18 protein-coding genes and 1 pseudogene are annotated in these 15,339 nt (G+C 67.8%); 10 read left to right on the plus strand and 9 right to left on the minus strand.

All coding sequences use genetic code 11. The features are described 5' to 3' along the window. Positions 1 to 128: 128 nt before the first annotated feature. Positions 129 to 626, plus strand: a complete 498-nt coding sequence (locus ACW173_RS15210) for a surface-adhesin E family protein (protein ID WP_492080835.1) — start codon at positions 129 to 131, stop codon at positions 624 to 626. Here the strand turns inward: ACW173_RS15210 and ACW173_RS15215 are convergent. After that, positions 623 to 1,123 (minus strand): hypothetical protein, encoded by a 501-nt coding sequence (locus ACW173_RS15215; RefSeq protein WP_492080836.1) that lies wholly within the window; start codon positions 1,121 to 1,123, stop codon positions 623 to 625. The two genes, ACW173_RS15210 and ACW173_RS15215, sit on opposite strands and share 4 nt — an antisense overlap. A gap of 30 nt (positions 1,124 to 1,153) precedes the next feature. Further along, positions 1,154 to 2,140 carry a glycosyltransferase family 2 protein gene (locus ACW173_RS15220; RefSeq protein WP_492080837.1) on the minus strand — a complete coding sequence of 329 codons (987 nt, stop codon included), beginning with the start codon at positions 2,138 to 2,140 and terminating at the stop codon, positions 1,154 to 1,156. Positions 2,141 to 2,297: 157 nt separating this feature from the next. On the opposite strand from ACW173_RS15220, the gene ACW173_RS15225 reads away from it, so the two are divergent. Both ACW173_RS15225 and ACW173_RS15230 read left to right on the plus strand, forming a co-directional pair. After that, complete coding sequence (locus tag ACW173_RS15225) at positions 2,298 to 2,642, plus strand: helix-turn-helix domain-containing protein (protein ID WP_291870269.1); 345 nt, start codon at positions 2,298 to 2,300, stop codon at positions 2,640 to 2,642. 12 nt (positions 2,643 to 2,654) lie between these two features. Continuing rightward, the gene (locus ACW173_RS15230; protein WP_492080838.1) at positions 2,655 to 4,073 is read left to right on the plus strand and encodes a calcium-binding protein; all 1,419 of its coding nucleotides are present in this window, start codon (positions 2,655 to 2,657) and stop codon (positions 4,071 to 4,073) included. Here ACW173_RS15230 and ACW173_RS15235 read toward each other — a convergent pair. The 3 genes from ACW173_RS15235 to ACW173_RS15245 form a co-directional block, all read right to left on the minus strand. Beyond that, positions 4,070 to 5,248 (minus strand): vWA domain-containing protein, encoded by a 1,179-nt coding sequence (locus ACW173_RS15235; RefSeq protein WP_492080839.1) that lies wholly within the window; start codon positions 5,246 to 5,248, stop codon positions 4,070 to 4,072. The genes ACW173_RS15230 and ACW173_RS15235 overlap by 4 nt on opposite strands. A gap of 179 nt (positions 5,249 to 5,427) precedes the next feature. After that, positions 5,428 to 5,934 carry a GNAT family N-acetyltransferase gene (locus ACW173_RS15240; protein WP_492080840.1) on the minus strand — a complete coding sequence of 169 codons (507 nt, stop codon included), beginning with the start codon at positions 5,932 to 5,934 and terminating at the stop codon, positions 5,428 to 5,430. Positions 5,935 to 5,976: 42 nt separating this feature from the next. Beyond that, a complete protein-coding gene (locus ACW173_RS15245; RefSeq protein WP_492080841.1) occupies positions 5,977 to 6,984 on the minus strand; it encodes a zinc-binding alcohol dehydrogenase family protein in 1,008 nt (335 codons plus the stop codon). Between the two features lie 117 nt (positions 6,985 to 7,101). On the opposite strand from ACW173_RS15245, the gene ACW173_RS15250 reads away from it, so the two are divergent. The 7 genes and pseudogenes from ACW173_RS15250 to ACW173_RS15280 all read left to right on the plus strand — a co-directional run. Then, a complete protein-coding gene (locus tag ACW173_RS15250) occupies positions 7,102 to 7,443 on the plus strand; it encodes a winged helix-turn-helix transcriptional regulator (protein ID WP_492080842.1) in 342 nt (113 codons plus the stop codon). A gap of 3 nt (positions 7,444 to 7,446) precedes the next feature. Then, entirely contained in the window at positions 7,447 to 8,367 is a 921-nt protein-coding gene (locus ACW173_RS15255; protein WP_492080843.1) for a histone deacetylase family protein, read from the plus strand. Continuing rightward, entirely contained in the window at positions 8,342 to 9,022 is a 681-nt protein-coding gene (locus ACW173_RS15260) for a histidine phosphatase family protein (protein ID WP_492080844.1), read from the plus strand. Before ACW173_RS15255 ends, ACW173_RS15260 begins: the two co-directional genes overlap by 26 nt. A gap of 97 nt (positions 9,023 to 9,119) precedes the next feature. Continuing rightward, complete coding sequence (locus ACW173_RS15265) at positions 9,120 to 9,374, plus strand: exodeoxyribonuclease VII small subunit (protein ID WP_492080845.1); 255 nt, start codon at positions 9,120 to 9,122, stop codon at positions 9,372 to 9,374. A gap of 37 nt (positions 9,375 to 9,411) precedes the next feature. Beyond that, positions 9,412 to 10,311, plus strand: a complete 900-nt coding sequence (locus ACW173_RS15270; RefSeq protein WP_492080846.1) for a polyprenyl synthetase family protein — start codon at positions 9,412 to 9,414, stop codon at positions 10,309 to 10,311. A 17-nt stretch (positions 10,312 to 10,328) separates the two neighbouring features. Further along, on the plus strand, positions 10,329 to 12,251 hold the full coding sequence (gene dxs, locus ACW173_RS15275; RefSeq protein ID WP_492080847.1) for a 1-deoxy-D-xylulose-5-phosphate synthase: 1,923 nt from the start codon (positions 10,329 to 10,331) through the stop codon (positions 12,249 to 12,251). A gap of 64 nt (positions 12,252 to 12,315) precedes the next feature. Next, a pseudogene (locus ACW173_RS15280) lies at positions 12,316 to 12,398 on the plus strand (hypothetical protein); the annotation flags it as partial. Positions 12,399 to 12,423: 25 nt separating this feature from the next. Here ACW173_RS15280 and ACW173_RS15285 read toward each other — a convergent pair. The 4 genes from ACW173_RS15285 to flgG form a co-directional block, all read right to left on the minus strand. Further along, positions 12,424 to 12,891 carry a hypothetical protein gene (locus ACW173_RS15285; protein ID WP_492080848.1) on the minus strand — a complete coding sequence of 156 codons (468 nt, stop codon included), beginning with the start codon at positions 12,889 to 12,891 and terminating at the stop codon, positions 12,424 to 12,426. Positions 12,892 to 13,007: 116 nt separating this feature from the next. Beyond that, positions 13,008 to 13,742 carry a flagellar basal body L-ring protein FlgH gene (flgH, locus tag ACW173_RS15290; RefSeq protein ID WP_492080849.1) on the minus strand — a complete coding sequence of 245 codons (735 nt, stop codon included), beginning with the start codon at positions 13,740 to 13,742 and terminating at the stop codon, positions 13,008 to 13,010. A 15-nt stretch (positions 13,743 to 13,757) separates the two neighbouring features. Next, complete coding sequence (flgA, locus tag ACW173_RS15295; RefSeq protein ID WP_492080850.1) at positions 13,758 to 14,537, minus strand: flagellar basal body P-ring formation chaperone FlgA; 780 nt, start codon at positions 14,535 to 14,537, stop codon at positions 13,758 to 13,760. 4 nt (positions 14,538 to 14,541) lie between these two features. Continuing rightward, on the minus strand, positions 14,542 to 15,330 hold the full coding sequence (gene flgG / locus ACW173_RS15300; RefSeq protein WP_492080851.1) for a flagellar basal-body rod protein FlgG: 789 nt from the start codon (positions 15,328 to 15,330) through the stop codon (positions 14,542 to 14,544). Positions 15,331 to 15,339: the final 9 nt, after the last annotated feature.

Genomic DNA, 15,339 nt, shown 5'->3' on the forward strand with positions numbered 1-15,339 from the left:
TATTCCCCTTTACCCGTAGGGAAGTCTTACGGGCGTTCGAATTTGGCGCAAGCGTCAAGATGGCGCCCTGTAGCGCGTAACGCCGTTCACGTTTAGGCTTTTCCCGTTAAACGCGCGGGGTGCGACCAATGATCGGCATGCTGACGGCCTTTCTGCTGCTGAGCGGGCAGGCGCCGGCCCCGGTTCAAGACGACCAGGCCAAGGTCGACTCCGTCACGATCACCGCGCCCGACCAGAAGTCCAAGGCCGCGCCCCGGTGGTCGACCCGCATCGAGGGCATCGGCTGGCCGTTCCTGGGCGTGGGCGACGACAAGGGCGTCATCACCTTCGCCAAGACCGGCAGGACGCCGGCGGGGCAATCCTGGCAGCGGGTCTGGGTTCGCCACGAGTTCCGCGCCCCGCAAAGCGAGGCGGGCCTGACCTTCCTCTCCGAGCGCATGGCTCAGGACGTCGACTGCCAGGCGCGCACGTTCCGTAGCCTGGCGGTTTATCGCTACCCCGAGAACAATCTGAAGGGCGCCGAGACGGCCTACGCCTTCGAAGAGCGCGGCTGGACCAAGCCCGAGCCCGGAGCGTTCGATGAGAGCGTCGTCGACGCGGCGTGCATGAAGCCTCTCGCCGGCTAGCGGCGGGCCGTCTGACGCTGCTGGACCCGCGGGTCGACGGCCAGATTCCACAGATAGACCTGCCGGGCCTTGGAGCCCGCCGACAGCGACCGCAGTTCCTTGGTCTGATCCTTGGTCAGGCGGAACCGGTGATAGCCGCGCTCGCCCAGGCACTTGGCCAGCGGCTCCTGGAGCTGGCTGGCGATCTCGCGGAAAGGACGGCTCATGCGGCCCGGATTGGGCGAGGCGGCGTCGACCATCTCGCGCATCGGCATGTCGACGTCCTTCTCGGCGCCAGGCATGTAGATGTTGGTCGCGAAGATGATGTCGACCAGCGCGTATTCGACCGGCGCGTCCTGGCCCACGCGGTAGGCGCATTCGACGGCGTCGGTGCGATACTGCAGGTACGACACGCCCGTCTTGCCCCAGCTCTCGTCGCCGCGCTGGCGCTGGGCGTGGGCGGTCGAGGCGACCAGCAGGCCGCAGGCGAGGGCGGTGAGAACAAGGCGTGGGCGCATGGATCAACCTTCGGGTGATCCAGTGAGGCTTCAGGCGGCTGGTTTCGTCAAGGGCGCCGATTTCGTCAGGGGCGCAAGGCGCTCGACCGGGCGGCCCATGCGGCCGCGCAGCAGCTGGCGCAGCAGCGGCCGGGCGACGGCCACGCCCAGGATCAGCGGAGCCAGCACCAGGGCCAGCAGCTTGCGCTGGGGACTGTCGGCGCGCTTGAGGAAGTAGCGCACCAGGCCCTTGCCCTTGTGCCACTCGACGATCAGCGGGTTTTCCTTGCTGGTCGAGCCGACGTGGATGATGCGGGCGTTGGGCTGGAACAGCACGCTGCCGCCCTGCTGGCGGGCGCGCCAGCACAGGTCGACGTCCTCGACATGCAGGAAGAAGCCCTCGTCGAAGCCGCCAAGGACGTGGAAGTCGGACGCCGACATATAGAAGCAGGCGCCCGAGATCGTAGGGGTGTCCACCGGGTGCGAAGGGGGGGCTTCGCTCTCCCGGTGGATCTCGAAGCGGCGCAGCGGGGGCAGGGTGGCGCTAAGCTTCGAGAGGGTAAGCAGGGTCGTGACGGGCGTGATCTCGCCGCGTCGCGCGCCCCGCTGTTCTGTGCCGTCGGTGTTGAAGACCCGGGCCCCGATCACGCAGGGCGAGGGGCGGTCGCGGGCGGCGTCGGCCAGGGCCGCCACCGCGCCGGGGGTCAGGAACGCGTCGGGATTGAGGAAGACCAGAGCCTGGCCCTTGGCCGCCGCCGCGCCCAGGTTGGCGGCGCGGGCGAATCCGATGTTGCCCAGGCCCTGCAGCAGCCGCACACGCGGTTCGCGGCGGGCCAGCTCGCGCAGCCAGGCCGCGTCGGCCAGGGACGAGCCGTTGTCGACGATGACGAACTCCTCGACCAGCGGCTCGGCCAGCACGTGGCGCACGCTTTCCATCAGCGCCGGGCCGGTCATGTAGACGACCATGATCAGCGACAGGCGCGGCTGTACGGCCAGAGCCGCGGCGCGAGAGTGGGCGGGGTCGATCGAGACGAACATGCGTTTGTTGCGCTCAAAATAGTTGCATAAAAACTGTATGTGCGGAAATCATGATCCGCAAGGCCTCTTGAAGAGGTCGACAACGGATTGTTGCGTTTTTACGCAATGTGTAACAACTAGGGGAGCGTCCGCAGTTGGACGCGAAAGCGGCTTAGCGATGTCCAGAACGGCGATGAACCCCGCCAAGGCGGCGTTGACCAAGACTCTCCGTCGCGAGGCGGGGCGTTGGCTCAAGGCCGCGCGTGAAGCGGTGGGCCTGACTCAAGCGGAATTGGCCGAGAAGACCGGTTTGCGCTATTACACCTTCGTGTCCCAGGTGGAGAACGGTCTTGGTCGCGTGCCGATCGAGGCTCAAGCCGTCTGGGCCGAGAGTCTGGGGCTTGAACCCGGGCAATTCGCCCGCACATTGCTGCGATACTACGAACCTGAGCTTTACCGTCTGCTGTTCGACGGCGCGGCCGAAGAGGCCGAGCCTGTCGCGGACAGAGCGGCGCAAGCCTGACGAGCCGCTTGAATGGGTGAGATCCTAGCCTTCAGCCCCCGGCCTCCGGCCAGTGACTGGTCCGCTAACGAGCGGGGCCTGCTGTTGCTGCTCACCCAGCAACTGGCCTCGTCCTATGGCGAAGTCGACGGCGTTTTCGGTCAGACCGATTCCGGCGACCCCTGGTACGTCGTGACCGACGGGAATCAGGACGTCCTGGTCCACATCGCCCGTATCGACGGCCAATTCGTGGTGCACGACGCGGCGGTCGACATGTTCCACCAGGTCGGCAGCCTGTGGGGCGCGCTGCGCCAGGTGCTGGCCTCGACCGTCGACGACCCCACCGGCGTCGTGGTGGCGTTCAATCCGTCCAGTCGCGAGGCCCAGTCCTTCCTGTCGCTGGTCATCGCCGTGGGCCTGTATCTGGAGCTGCGCGGCGTCGACCTGGGCGAGGCCGGCCGCCTGAACTTCGAGAATCTGCCGCGCACCGACGATCCGGCGATCGAGGGCGTGGCGTCCAAGTTGATCGCGGCCCTCAACCTCGAGGCCGATCGCGACCAGGGTCAGACGGCGGCGCATGCCGCCGCGGCCGGCGAGACCGCTGGCGCGACCCCGGTCAAGGCCGTCACGGCCCAGGGTGTCGTCGTCGAGACGATCACGTCGGGCCACGACGGCCTGCCGTCGGCCGATCCCGCGCATGTAAATCACGTTCAGGCGGCGTCCGCCTCGGCCACGGTCCCCGCGCCGCGGGACGAGGCCGAGCCTGAAGGCCAGTACGAGCTGTCACTGAGCGGCGGCGACATCAAAGAGCTGGCCTTCGCCGGCGCCAAGGCCGCCACGGTTGGCACCAGCGGCGCCGACGTTCTTCACGGAACGGCCGACGGCGAGGTCATCGCCGGCGGCGGCGGCGACGACTACATCGACGGCGGCGGCGCGCGTCAGGGCCAGATCGACCGCATCGACGGCGGCGCGGGCGACGACCGCATCGTCATGAATGCGCGCGTGGTCGCCTCCGGCAGCGCCGGCGCCGACACCTTCCTCGTCTCGGCCGAGCAGCCAAAGGACAGGGCCGAAACCCTGCTGGGCGTCGTGCTCGACTACGCGGCGACCAAGGGCGACCACCTTTCAGTGATCGGCAAGGGTGAACTGACCGTGGTCAATACGGCGGCCGTCAACGACGTCCTGGCCGCGCAGGGCGCGACGCTGGGCGAGGCGACCGCCGCGCAGGTGACCGACGTGGCCAGGGCCGTGTCGGGCGTCCGCGTCGGCTTCGACCTGAACGGCGACGGGCGCGAGGACGTGTTCATCCTGCTGGGCGGCGCGACGACGTCCACGTTCAAGGTGGGCACGACGATCGCCAACGACCACGGTATCGAGATCACCGTGCCGCTGGTCGGCCAGTCGACCACCGACATCGGCGGCCATGCGGGCGATCCGCCCGCGACGCACTAGCCCCGCACCAGCTCGCGCATCGCCTTGTCCAGGCCTTCCAGGGTCAGGGGATACATGCGGTCGGAGAGGATCTGCTTCATCACGCCGATCGACTGGGTGTAGTCCCAATGCCGCTCGGGCGTGGGGTTCAGCCAGATGCAGCTCTGGTAGATGTCGGTGACCCGCTGCATCCAGATCGCGCCCGGCTCCTCGTTCCAGTGCTCGACGCTGCCGCCCGGATAGGTGATCTCGTACGGGCTCATGGTCGCGTCGCCGACGAAGATGATCTTGTAGTCGGCCGGGAACTTGTGGAGCACGTCGAAGGTCGGGATCTTCTCGGTGTGGCGGCGCTTGTTGTCCTTCCAGACCGTCTCGTAGAGGCAGTTGTGGAAGTAGTAGAACTCCAGGTTCTTGAACTCGGTCTTGGCGGCGGAAAAAAGCTCCTCGCAGAGCTTGATGTGGCCGTCCATCGAGCCGCCGATGTCGAAGAAGATCAGCACCTTGATGGCGTTGCGACGCTCGGGGCGCAGCTGGATGTCCAGATAGCCCTTCTCGGCCGTGCCCTTGATGGTGCCGTTCAGGTCCAGCTCTTCGGCCGCGCCGGTGCGGGCGAACTTGCGCAGGCGGCGTAGGGCGACCTTGATGTTGCGGGTGCCCAGTTCGACGCTGTCGTCGAGGTTCTTGTACTCGCGCTTGTCCCAGACCTTCACCGCGCGGCCGTGGCGGCTCTTGTCCTGGCCGATGCGCACGCCTTCGGGGTTGTAGCCGTTGTTGCCGAACGGACTGGTCCCGCCCGAGCCGATCATCTTGTTGCCACCCTCGTGGCGTTTCTTCTGCTCGCGCAGTCGCTCCTGCAGGGTCTCCATCAGCTTTTCGAAGCCGCCCAGCGCCTCGATCTGCGCCTTTTCCTCGTCGGTCAGGAACTTCTCGGTCAGGGCCTTCAGCCACTCTTCCGGGATATCGGCGGCGAGGCCCTCATTGACCGTTTCGAGGCCCTTGAACACGTGGCCGAACACGCGGTCGAACTTGTCGAGGTTCTTCTCGTCCTTCACCAGGCTGGCGCGCGACAGGTAGTAAAAGTCCTCGACCGACCGATCGATGACCTCCTTGTCCAGGGCCTCCATCAGCAGGAGGTACTCGCGCAGGCTCACCGGCACCTTGGCCTGGCGGAGCTCGGAGAAGAAGCGAAGGAACATCGGCACGGCTTTCGAACAGATGTTCGATTGTGGAGGGTTCTGAAAGCAGACGCAACCGAGCGCATCTCCTCCCCCTCTGGGGGAGGTGGCCCAGAGGGCCGGAAGGGGCAGCGCGGCCTACGCACAGCTGGCCCCCTCAGTCGGCTCAGCCGACAGCTCCCCCAGTGGGGGAGCAGATTTCAACCTCTCCTGAGGATGAATTCCAGGTCGTTGGTCTCGCCCACCTTGAAGAAGTATTCCCCGACCTTCTCGAAACCCATGCGACCGTAAAGCTTCTGGGCGCCGTGGTTCTCGGACCAGACGCCGATCCAGACCCGGCGCGGGCCCAGCCACTCCAGCGCCGTGTTCAGCAGCCTTGAGCCGCGGCCGCCGCCCTGGTGGCTCTTGAGCACATAGACCCGCTTCAGCTCGCCATCGCCTGGCGCGGCCTCGTCGTGCGGCAGGTCGCAGGGACCGGCCAGGGCGTAGCCGATGACCTCGCCGTCCTCGTCCTCGAGGATCCAGGTCGCCTTGTCGGGATGGGCCAGGTCGTTGCGGGTCCGCTCCAGCCCGTAGGCATAGGCCAGGAAGGTCTCCAGGTCCTCGGGCGGATAGAGGTGGGCGAAGGTTTCGGTGAAGGTCCGCGCGCCCAGGCTGGAAACGGTGTCGGCGTCTTCGATGGTCGCGCGGCGGAGAGTGTCGGTCATGACGACTTGGTAGCCGCCATGACCGGACCTTTGCAACGCGCTCTAGAAGCCCTCGAGCGCCACCTTGCCGATGGTGCGAGCGCTCTCGACGATGCGGTGGGCTTCCAGGAGGTCGGCCGCGCGGATCTTGCCGACCACCTGGGTGAGGGTGGTGCGCAGAACGCCCTGGTCGACCAGGTCCGAGACCTGCGTCAGCAGCCTGTGCTGCTCAATCATGTCCGGCGTGCCTTGCGGGCGGGCGAACATATATTCCCAGTGGATCGAGGCGGCCTTGGCCTGCAGCGGCCGGATGTTGAGGTCGCCATCGGCCTCGATGATGCCGATCTTGCCTTGCGGGGCGATGGCTTCGGAAACCTGCGGGAAGTGCTGGGCGCTGTGGGTCAGGACGGCGATATAGGTTGGCGCCTCTAGGCCCAGGCGCTTCAGCTCGTCGGCCAGCGGCTTGCCGTGGTCGAAGATCTGGTGGGCGCCCAGGCTCTCGACCCACTGGCGGGTTTCGTCGCGTGAGGCGCTGGCCACGACGTTCAGCCGGGTCAGCTTGCGGGCCAGCTGGATCAGGGCCGAGCCGACGCCGCCGGCCCCGCCGATAATCACCAGGCTCTGGCCCTCGCCGCCGTCGCGGACGACGCCCAGGCGGTCGAACAGCAGCTCCCAGGCGGTGATGAAGGTCAGCGGCATGGCCGCGGCCTGGGCGAAGTCCAGGCTCTTGGGCTTCTTGCCGACGATGCGCTCGTCGACCAGATGCAGCTCGGCGTTCGAGCCCGCGCGGTGGATCGCGCCGGCGTAGAACACCTCGTCGCCGGGCGAGAACAGGGTCACGGCCTCGCCGACCGCCTCGATCACGCCGGCGGCGTCATAGCCCAGGATACGGACTTCACCGTCGGCGGGTCGCGCGCGGCCGCGGACCTTGGTGTCGACGGGGTTCACCGAGACGGCCTTCACCCGCACCAGAATGTCGTGGCCGGTCGCCACGGGATCGGGCGCTTCCAGGTCGAGCAGGGCGTTGGGATCGGTGGCGGGCAGCAGCTCGCGGAAGCCGACGATCTTCATGGGGGTCTCCAAAGATGGGCGGTTTCGAACCGCGCCTAGGAGATCGCGCTATGCTACGATCTTCGCAAGTACGGTCATTTTCTGTATGTAGTACCCATTTGTATACCGTGAGGCGTCATGGACGATCCCAAGGAGTGCGGCGTCGAGGCGGCGCTGGGCCTGATCGACGGCAAGTGGAAGGGCGTTATCCTGTTCCACCTGATGAGCGGCCGCATGCGCTTCAACGCCTTGGCGCGGAAGCTAGGGGCGGTGACCCAGCGCATGCTGACCAAGCAGCTGCGCGAGCTGGAGGCCGACGGCCTGATCATCCGCACCGTCTATGCGCAGGTGCCGCCCAAGGTGGAGTACTCGCTGTCGACGAAGGGCAAGAGCCTGGAGCCGGTGATCTGCGCGCTGAAGGTCTGGGGCGACGCCAATGTGCTGGGCCTGGTGGTCGAGCCCGAGCGGAAGGCCGGCTGACCGATGACCCTGGCGCTCTACACCCACCTCGACATGCTGGACCACCAGCCGGGCGACGGCCACGTGGAGAGCCCCCAGCGCCTGCGGGCGGTGATCGACGCGCTGAACGATGATCCCAATCTGCGGCTGGAGCCGCGGGACGCGCCGCTGATCGATGTCGAGGATCTGCTGCGGGTGCATCCCCGGGCCTTCGTCGAGGCCGTCTTCGCCGCCGCGCCCGGCGGTGGCCGGCGGTCGCTGGATCCGGACACGGTGATGTCGACGGGCAGCCTGACGGCGGCGCGACGCGCGGCCGGGGCCAGCGCGGCGGCGGTGCGGGCCGTGGCGGCGGGCGAGACCCAGCGGGCGTTCTGCGCCGTCCGGCCGCCCGGCCACCACGCCGAGCCCGGAACGGCCATGGGCTTCTGCGTCTTCTCCAACGTCGCCGTGGCGGCCCGCGCGGCGCAAGGCGCGGGGTTGAAGCGGGTGGCGATCGTCGATTTCGACGTCCACCACGGCAATGGCACCCAAGCCGTGTTCGAGAACGATCCGACCGTGTTCTTCGCCTCGATCCACCAGTCGCCGCTGTATCCCGGCACCGGAGATCCCTCGGAGCGGGGCGTCGGCAACATCGCCAACGCCGTCGTGGCCCCGCATGCGCCGCGCGAGACCTGGCGGTCGCGATTCGAGGGGCTGATGGACAAGGTCGACGCCTTCGCGCCCGAACTGGTCATCGTCTCGGCCGGTTTCGACGCCCACGTCCGCGATCCGCTGTCGGCGCAGAGCCTGGAGGAGGAAGACTTCGCCTGGGCGACCCGCGCGATCGTCTCGGTGGCCAAGGCCCGGGCCAAGGGCCGGGTTGTGTCCTCGCTCGAGGGCGGTTACGACCTCCAGGCGCTGGGGCGTTCCGCCGCCGCGCATGTGCGCGCTCTTCAGGAGGGGTGAGAGGACGGGGCGGCCATCGGCCGACCGACTTCTCCATAATATGGCCGACGTCACGATCGCCGACCAAACATCCCCGCCCGCGACGCCGGGCGTCGTCACCCTGGCCCGTCACGGCGAACCCGCCCTGTCGCGCAAGGTGCGTCTCAACGCGCCTGAATATGGCGAGTGGTGGGCGCGCTATGAGGTGGGCGGCCTGAAGGAAGGCCAGACCCCGCCCGAGCAGCTGATCCAGATCGCCCTCGAGGTCGACGTGATCATCGCCTCGACCCGCCGCCGCGCCATAGAAACCGCCCAGGCGGTGACCGGCGACCGGGCCTTCGCCACCGACCCGACCTTCATCGAGGCCCCGCTGCCGCCGCCGCCATGGCCGCCATGGCTGAGGATGTCGCCCAAGCGCCTGGGCTTCTTCGCCCGCTTCTGGTGGTGGTTCTTCAATAACCACGGCGGCCAGGAGACCCGCGCCGAGGCCGAGGTCCGGGCCGGCAAGGCGGCGGACCTGCTGATCGCGTTGGCGGACCAGGGCCAGGACGTGCTGGTGGTGGCCCACGGCTTCTTCAACTGGATGATCGCCGATGCGTTGAAGGCGCGTGGGCTGACGAAACTGGTGGATGAGGGTCACGCCTACTGGAGCATCAAGCGCTTCCGTCGCGCCTAAGGTTCAAACCCTCTTCCCTTAACCACGCCTAGGCTCTAGGCCGTTGCTCGCGCCGGCCTGGGACACTAGGCTCACGCCTGTTCACCTGAGAGTTGAAATGACCGACGCCGCCAGCCCCTCCGCAAACATCTCCGCCCTGAGCTTCGAGGAAGCCCTGGCGCAGCTGGAGCGGATCGTGGCCGAGCTGGAGTCGGGCCAGGCGCCGCTGGAGCACTCCATCGACATCTATGAGCGCGGCGCGGCCCTGAAGGCCCACTGCGAGAAGAAGCTGGAAGCCGCGCGCCTGAAGGTCGAGAAGATCGTCCTCGGCCAAGGCGGCGCCGTGACCGCCGAAGCGGCCGAGTTCAACTGATGAAAGGCGCCTGCGCGCAGACCGAGGGGAGCCGCCCTTGACCGATCTCGCCCCCTCGGACCTGGCCAGGCGGATCGTCCAGGCCGCCGACATCGTCACCGTGGCGCTCGACGAGCTGCTGCCGCGCGCCGATGGTCCGGAGACACGCCTGACCGAGGCCATGCGTTATGCGGCCCTGGGCCCGGGCAAGCGGCTGCGTCCGTTCTTCGCGCTCGAGACCGGCAAGATGTTCGACCTGCCCGAACGGCCAGTGCTGCGCGCGGCCTGCGCGCTGGAATGCATCCACGCCTACAGCCTGGTCCACGACGACCTGCCGGCCATGGACGACGACGACGTCCGTCGCGGCCGTCCGACCGTGCACAAGCAATATGACGAGGCCACCGCCATCCTCGCGGGTGACGCCCTGCAGACGGCGGCCTTCGAGATCATGGCTCACCCCGACACCCACGACGACGGCCACGTCCGTTCGGAACTGGTGCGCAAGCTGGCGATCGCCTCGGGCGCGCGCGGCATGGCCGGCGGCCAGATGATCGATATCCTGGGTGTCCGCGACGACCTGGGCGCGGTGGCGCGCATGCAGCGCCTGAAGACCGGCGCCCTGATCGCCTTCGCCTTCGAGATCCCGCTGATCATCGGCCGGGCCAAGGAGGGCGAGCGCGCCGCGCTGATGGCCTTCGCCCAGGACCTGGGTCTCGCCTACCAGATCGTCGACGACATCCTGGACGCCGAGGGCGACCCCGAAGCGATGGGCAAGGCCACCGGCGGCAAGGACGCCGCCATGGGCAAGGCCAACTACGTCACCCTGCTGGGGCTGGACGCGGCGAAGGAGCGCGTGACGCTTTTGGCCGAACAGACCCGCTCTCATCTCGAAATCTTTGGCGATCGAGCCGAACATCTGCGCGAAAGCGTTGATTTCGTGCTGGACCGCCGCAACTGACCGCGCTTTTGTCAAACATGTCTTCCAAAACGCCACTGCTCGACACCATCGCCTCGCCCGCCGACACGCGAGGCCTGTCGGTATCGGAACTCAAGCAGCTTGCCGCCGAGGTCCGGGCCGAGATGATCGACGCGGTGTCGGTGACGGGCGGGCACCTGGGCGCGGGCCTGGGCGTGGTCGAGATGACCGTGGCGCTGCACCACGTGTTCGAGACGCCCAAGGACATCGTCATCTGGGACGTCGGTCACCAGGCCTATCCGCACAAGATCCTCACCGGCCGCCGCGACCGCATCAAGACGCTGCGCCAGGGCGGCGGGCTGTCGGGCTTCACCAAGCGGGCCGAGAGCCAATACGACCCGTTCGGCGCGGCCCACGCGGCCACTTCGATCTCGGCGGCGCTGGGCTTCTGCGCCGCGCGCGACGCCAAGGGTGAGGACAACAGCGTCATCGCCGTGATTGGCGACGGCTCGCTGGGCGCGGGCATGGCCTATGAGGCGATGAACGCGGCGACGGATACGACCAAGCGCCTGATCGTCATCCTCAACGACAACGACATGTCGATCGCCCCGCCGGTGGGCGGCATGAGCGCCTATCTGGCCAACCTGGTCTCTGGCGGCGCCTACCGCTCGGTGCGCAAGCTGGGCAAAACGGTGGTCGAGAAGCTGCCGACCCCGATGCGCGAAGCCGCTCGCAAGGCGGAAGAATATGCCCGGGGCATGGTCACCGGCGGCACCTTCTTCGAGGAACTCGGCTTCCACTATGTCGGCCCGATCGACGGCCACGACATGGACGCCCTGGTCAGCGTGCTGAAGAACGCCAAGGCCTTCGGCGACAAGCCGGTGCTGGTCCACTGCGTCACCCAGAAGGGCAAGGGCTACGCCCCGGCCGAGGGCGCGGACGACAAGCTGCACGCCGTGGCCAAGTTCGACGTCGTCACCGGCCAGCAGCAGAAGGCGGCCGCCGGCCCGCCCAGCTACACCAAGGTCTTCGCCCAGGAACTGATCAAGCAGGCGGAGAAGGACGACAAGATCGTCGCCATCACCGCCGCCATGCCCTCGGGTACGGGTCTGGACCTGTTCGGCAAGGCCTTCCCGGAGCGCACCTTCGACGTCGGCATCGCCGAGCAGCACGCGGTGACCTTCGCCGCCGGCCTGGCCGCCGACGGCATGAAGCCGTTCACCGCGATCTATTCGACCTTCCTGCAGCGCGGCTATGACCAGGTGGTGCACGACGTGGCCATCCAGGGCCTGCCGGTGCGCTTCGCCATGGACCGCGCCGGCCTGGTCGGCGCCGATGGCCCGACCCACGCGGGCAGCTTCGACATCGGCTTCATGGGCGCTCTGCCCGGCATGGTGCTGATGGCCGCCGCCGACGAGGTGGAGCTGGCCCGCATGGTCGCCACCGCCGCCGCGATCGACGACCGCCCCAGCGCCTTCCGTTATCCGCGCGGCGAGGGCCTGGGTCTGGAAATCCCCGCCCATGTCGACCCGCTGGAGATCGGCAAGGGCCGCATCGTCCGCGAGGGGACCAGCGTCGCCATCGTCTCGTTCGGCACGCGCCTGGCCGAAAGCCTCAAGGCCGCTGACCTGCTGGCCGCGCGTGGCCTCTCGGCCACCGTCTGCGACGCCCGCTTCGCCAAGCCGCTGGATCTGGACCTGCTGCTGCGCCTGGCGCGCGAGCACGAGGCGCTGATCACCGTGGAAGAGGGCTCGATGGGGGGCTTCGGCGCCTTCGTGCTGCAGGCCCTGGCCGAGCACGGCGCCTTCGATCGCGGCCTGAAGATCCGCACCCTGTGCCTGCCCGACGTCTTCCAGGACCAGGACAAGCCCGACGCCATGTACGCCCAGGCCGGCCTCGACGCCGACGGCATCCTGCGCGGCGCGCTGTCGGCCCTGGGCATGGACAATGTCAGCGCGGCGGGGACGGGGCGGCGGGCATAAGGTTCCGTTCCCACCGCTATCACTACGACCACGAACGTCATCCCGCGCTTTATGCGCGGGACCCATGGTTCAGCTTCCACGTGCGAGTTACGCCCGCACTTCACTTGCGGCGGACAAATGGGTCCCGCGCATAAAGCGCGGGATGACGGTTGGAGTGTTTGAGGTGGAAGCCCTAAACCCTACAGGCCTTGAAGAAGGCCTTCACGTGACCCTGGTCGGCAGAGCCCGCCGCTAGGCTGTGGCGCTCGCCCTCGGTCAGCAGGTCCAGGTCGCCTGACTTGCGGAAGTTCGCCAGGGCCGGGGCGCTGGTGCGGCCACGGCCTTCCAGGAGCTTGCCGCCAGAAACCTCGTCTTCCAGCGCGTCGGCGGCGAAGCGGCTCTCGTTCCGGCCCGAGGCCAGCACAATTTCTCCGCCCGACAGGCCCACGGCCGAGACGTTCACCTGATCCTGGCCCGGTTGGCAGCTGATCATCAGCACGACGTCGTCGCTGTTGGGCCGACCATAGGCCAAGCGCGGCGCTTCCTGCGCGCCTTCGAGATAGGCCCAGCGGTAGCCGCCCACCGCCACCTTCTCGTGCGCGCAGCCAGCCAGGCTGGCGGTCAGCAGCGCGAGAGCGGCAAGAGCGATACGGGACGCCATGGGATGGTCCTCCTCGCTCGATCAACGCAGCGGGGACCTGAATGGCTCCTGAAATGAAATCGGGCGCGGAAGCCTCGCGGCCGCCGCGCCCGTTCAGGCTTTACGCAGCGTCTCGCTTAGAAGGGCGAGAACTTCTCGACCAGCGACTGGCCGGCCGGGGTCTTCTGGACGCGGCTGATGTCGCCGCGGCCGCCGTAGCTGATGCGGGCTTCGGCGATCTGGGTGTGCTTGATGGTGTTGGCCGAGGAGATGTCCTCCGGACGCACGATGCCGGCCACGGTCAGCTGGCGCAGCTCGGCGTTGGTGCGGACTTCCTGGGTGCCCTGGATGACCATGTTGCCGTTCGGCAGGACCTGGCTGACCACGGCGGCGATCGTCAGGCTGATCTTTTCCGAGCGCTGGACGCTGCCCGCGCCGGCGTTGGTGGTGGCCGAGTTGGTGTTCACGGCGTTGGCCGGATCGAAGCCGCCCGGCAGGACCTTGCCCAGGCTGGACTCCAGGCCCAGGAAGTTCGGCACGCCGGCCTTCATGTTCGAGGTGCGCGAGCTGGCGGTCTGGTTCTTGGTGCTGGCGCTGTCGTCGATGTCGATCATCACGGTCAGGATGTCGCCCACGCGGCTGGCGCGTTGGTCGTTGAAGAAGGCGCGGGCGCCGACCCGCCACAGCGAGTTGGCCGAGGCGGCCTGCGGCGCGGGCTCACGCGAGGAGACGTACTGCTGCTCCATCGGAGCCAGGGCGGCCGGATAACCGACCGGAGCGAGGTTCGGGCCCTTCACGGCTTCGGTGACGGTGGAGCAGGCGGCCAGCGGAGCGAGCAGGACGGCGGCGGCGATGAGAACGGGGCGACGCATGGGGTGAGCTACCTCTTAGCGAGCGGCGAAACGGACGGGTTGCGAACGGGCTTGCAAGCTCCGGGCCTGCGGACCCACGGCGGCGCTGCCGGGACCGGTCGCGACAGCCTGAATGATCTTCTTGGACAGGGTGTTCTGCACGGCGAAGACGTCGCCGGCGGCGGCGGCGGCCATGGCTTTCCCTTGAAGCGAAAGGGAAATTCCGCCGTCATCATAGGTGATGGTGATCAGGTCGCCGCTCTTGATGACCTGGGCCGCGGCAACATCGCGCAGGGAGACCGCGGCGCCTTCACGCAGGGGGCGCTTGGCGGCCAGGCCGATGACGGCCTCGGAATCGCGGGGGGCGTCGGCGGGGGCGCCGGCCATCTTCACGTAGATCAGGTCCTGGGGCTGGACGATTTCGCCGGCCGACATGCTGCGGGCATAGGCAAGAACTTCCACATTGCCGCGCGAGGCCGTGGCGGACGCGGCACCATTGCCCGAGACGCCGCCGTTGTCGACGCCTTCACGGACGATGATGCGGCGGATGCCGTTGCCGTTCGTCCAGTCATAGCCGGCCCGGCGGGCCGAGACCTGCACCTGGCCGGCGTCGAGCACGGCGGTGGGGCCCATACGGGCGGCGACGACCATGTTGGCGGCCGGGCCGCTGACGCCGTCGAACAGGTCGCCCAGCGTGATGCGGCCGTCGGAGTCGGTGGTGTCGTTGCGCAGGGTCACCGGCGTCCCGGCGAAGGCCGGGGCGGCGATAGCGGTGATCACCAGGGTGGCGGCGGCGGCGAGGAGAAGGGTCTTCATGAACTTAACCCCTCAGCTGCGAGGTGGCTTGGAGCATCTGATCGGCCGTGGTGATCACCTTCGAGTTCATCTCGTAGGCGCGCTGGGCCGTGATCAGCTGGGTGATTTCCGTCACCGCGTCGACGTTCGACGCTTCGGTGTAGTGCTGCATCAGCGTGCCGAAGCCCGGCTCGCCAGGAGCGGCGAGGGTGGCCGCGCCAGAGGCCGCGGTTTCCAGCAGCAGATTGTCGCCGATCTGTTCCAGGCCGCCTTCGTTCATGAAGGTCGCCAGTTGGATCTGACCGATGGTCTGCGGCTCGGTCTGGCCGTCCAGCTTCGCCTGCACCAGACCGGTCTTGCCGATGATGATGTCGGTGGCGTTCTGCGGAACCGTGATGCCTGGCTGGACCGTATAGCCGTCCTCGGTGACGATCTGGCCCTGGTCGTTGGTCGAGAAGTTGCCGGCGCGGGTATAGGCCGTCTCGCCCGAGGGCATCAGGATCGGCAGATAGCCCTTGCCCTGGATGGCGATGTCCAGCGGGTTGTCGGTCAGGGTCGGGGTGCCTTGCTCGGTGATGCGATAGACCGAGCCGGCCTTGACGCCGCCGCCGACCTGAACGCCGGTCGGAACGATATTGCCGTTGCTGGACGACTGCGAACCCGCGCGCTCCACTTGCTGGTACAGCAAGTCCTGGAACTCGGCCCGTTGGCGCTTGAAGCCCACGGTGTTCATGTTCGCGATGTTGTGCGAGATGACTTCGACGTTCAGCTGTTGAGCCGACATGCCCGAAGCGGCGGTGCGGAGAGCTTGCATCGCTAGCGT

It is taken from the genome of Caulobacter sp. ALps2 (genome assembly GCF_058681635.1).